Source organism: Mycobacterium sp., from assembly GCF_050701675.1.
In the GTDB taxonomy this organism is placed as follows: Bacteria; Actinomycetota; Actinomycetes; order Mycobacteriales; family Mycobacteriaceae; genus Mycobacterium.
On sequence record NZ_JBOGDD010000331.1, the window covers coordinates 1 to 2,028 of the forward strand.

Below are 2,028 nucleotides of genomic sequence, written 5' to 3' on the forward strand. Positions count from 1 at the left end.
ATCGTGCTCCTCGGCGCAACTGCCGTCGTCGCTCTGGCGTCGACGGTAGGTGTGGCCTCTGGTCTACAGCACGGCCATCCCGAGCAGGCCGGCGCCGCAACTGACCACCACGGTCCTAATGTTGGGACTGCAGAGGCACATCACGAACACCCAGAGCCGGCCACGTCCCCACCGAGCGTCGAGTCGATCGGCACGCCCGCCGCACCGATGCCATCTGCACCTCCGGCCCCGTCAGGGGAACAGCCGGAGGACGCTCACGGGGACCATCCCCATAACGAGTGACATCTGAGCTTTAGTGTCCCGACAACATGGCGTATGTCAGTCTTTCCAGTTGGCAGCAACTTTCCGGCTCGGCTGCACCCGCGGAGGCTCGCCAGGCATTTTTGGGTAGTCGGGCGGAAAGTTCATTTCCACTGGATCCGAGTTCCACAGGTCAAGCAGCTGATCGAGCGAGTGCTGCTCATCGTCGAGACCTTGCCAGGGGTCGCCTGCTTCGGTGAGACGTTCCGGCACGGTGGTCACGTTGAGTTCGCGGGGATCTTGGATCCGCTCAAGCTCAGCCCAAGTCACCGGTGTCGAGACCGGCGCCCCGGGGCGCGCTCGAGGAGACCAAGCCGACGCAATCGTTCTGTCCCGACAGTTTTGGTTGTAGTCAACAAAGACCCTATCGCCGCGCAATTCCTTCCACCACTCGGTGGTGACGGCCTTATCGCGCCGCGCCAACTCCCTGCCAAAGGCGATGGCAGCGTGACGTACTTCGCCAAAACCCCAGTCGGACTTTATCCGCAAGAACACGTGTACGCCTCGGCCGCCGGAGGTTTTGCAGTAACTAGTCATTCCGAACTCGCTCAGCAGGTCCCGAGCTGCGAGCGCCACTCTGGTCACTTCGTGGAAGGCGATTCCCGGCTCGGGATCGAGATCAATCCGCAACTCATTCGGTCTATCGACAGAATTCGGATCCTCTGTTCGCCGGACTGGCCACGGATGGAAGGTGATGGTCCCCATCTGGGCGCACCAGGCAAGCACCGCCGGTTCGGTCGGGCAGACTTCGGTGGCGGTTCTGCCGGAAGGGAATGTTATTTCGACCCCATCGACGTAATCCGGCGCATGTCGGATCATGCGCTTTTGGTAGAAGCCCCCGTCGTCTGCGCCTCGTCCTAAGTGCATCCCGGGATGTACGCCGTTGGGCCACCGCTCCAAAGTCGTTGGGCGGTCGTGCAACACGCGTAGAAGTGGCTGGCCTACTGCAATCATGTACTCGACTAGTTCGAGCTTCGTAATCGCTGGCGTGAATTCGGTCGCAGGAAAGACGATGCGGCTTGCGCTGGAGATGCGCAGAGTTCGCGTTGGTGCGCCCGGAGATTCAACCTCTAGCTCGGCATCATCTCTTTTTGCCATCTACCGGTCCTCGCATCCCTCGTAAATACATCTGCTGGCGGGGTCGAGCGCGCCATCCGCGCCCTCAGGACGCTCTGCGTGCCGACGAGCCGCATGGTGGGTGTACCCGCGCGAACTATGAATCAGCACCATGATCAGTGTTCCATGCTCATGGGCTGCGACCTGCGGTTGTAGCGCAATCGGCTCAAGTGTGAAATGCCGTGGGCCGTGCGGTGTCGCGACCCAGCTCTCTTCGCCTGCGACGCGTTGTGCCCAGACTCGACTACAGCGGCCGACTTAGTCCGCCATAAGCTCACTCGCCGGCACATCAAGTGCTTCGGCGATGTCGTACAGCCGCTCGAAGAGCAGTCCGCGCTTGCCGTTCTCGACTTCATTGAGGATCGGCCGCGTGACGCCAGACTTCAGGGCCAATTGCTCCTGAGTGAGGCCGCGCTTCTGCCGCAACTCGCGGATTCGTCTGCCGACGGCCGCCCGCCGACGCTCCCATGCAGCCACGCGCTCCGGACTGTTCTGACTAGGTCGCGTAGGCACGCCCACCAGTAAGGCTGTGCGCGCCTCCGATGTCTGTACTACTAGTATTACACTGTCACTGAGTGATGCGTCACTTCATGCATCTGAAAGGTCGCGACA

Annotated in this window: 2 protein-coding genes; both read right to left on the reverse strand. The window is 61.4% G+C overall.

Translation table 11 applies throughout. From position 1 onward, the window contains the following. Nucleotides 1–318: 318 nt before the first annotated feature. Nucleotides 319–1,398 carry a DNA polymerase domain-containing protein gene (locus tag ACRDUX_RS09805; RefSeq protein WP_526413351.1) on the reverse strand — a complete coding sequence of 360 codons (1,080 nt, stop codon included), beginning with the start codon at nucleotides 1,396–1,398 and terminating at the stop codon, nucleotides 319–321. A gap of 276 nt (nucleotides 1,399–1,674) precedes the next feature. Beyond that, nucleotides 1,675–1,929 (reverse strand): type II toxin-antitoxin system RelB family anti-toxin, encoded by a 255-nt coding sequence (gene relB, locus ACRDUX_RS09810; protein ID WP_526413353.1) that lies wholly within the window; start codon nucleotides 1,927–1,929, stop codon nucleotides 1,675–1,677. Between the last annotated feature and the right edge of the window lie 99 nt (nucleotides 1,930–2,028).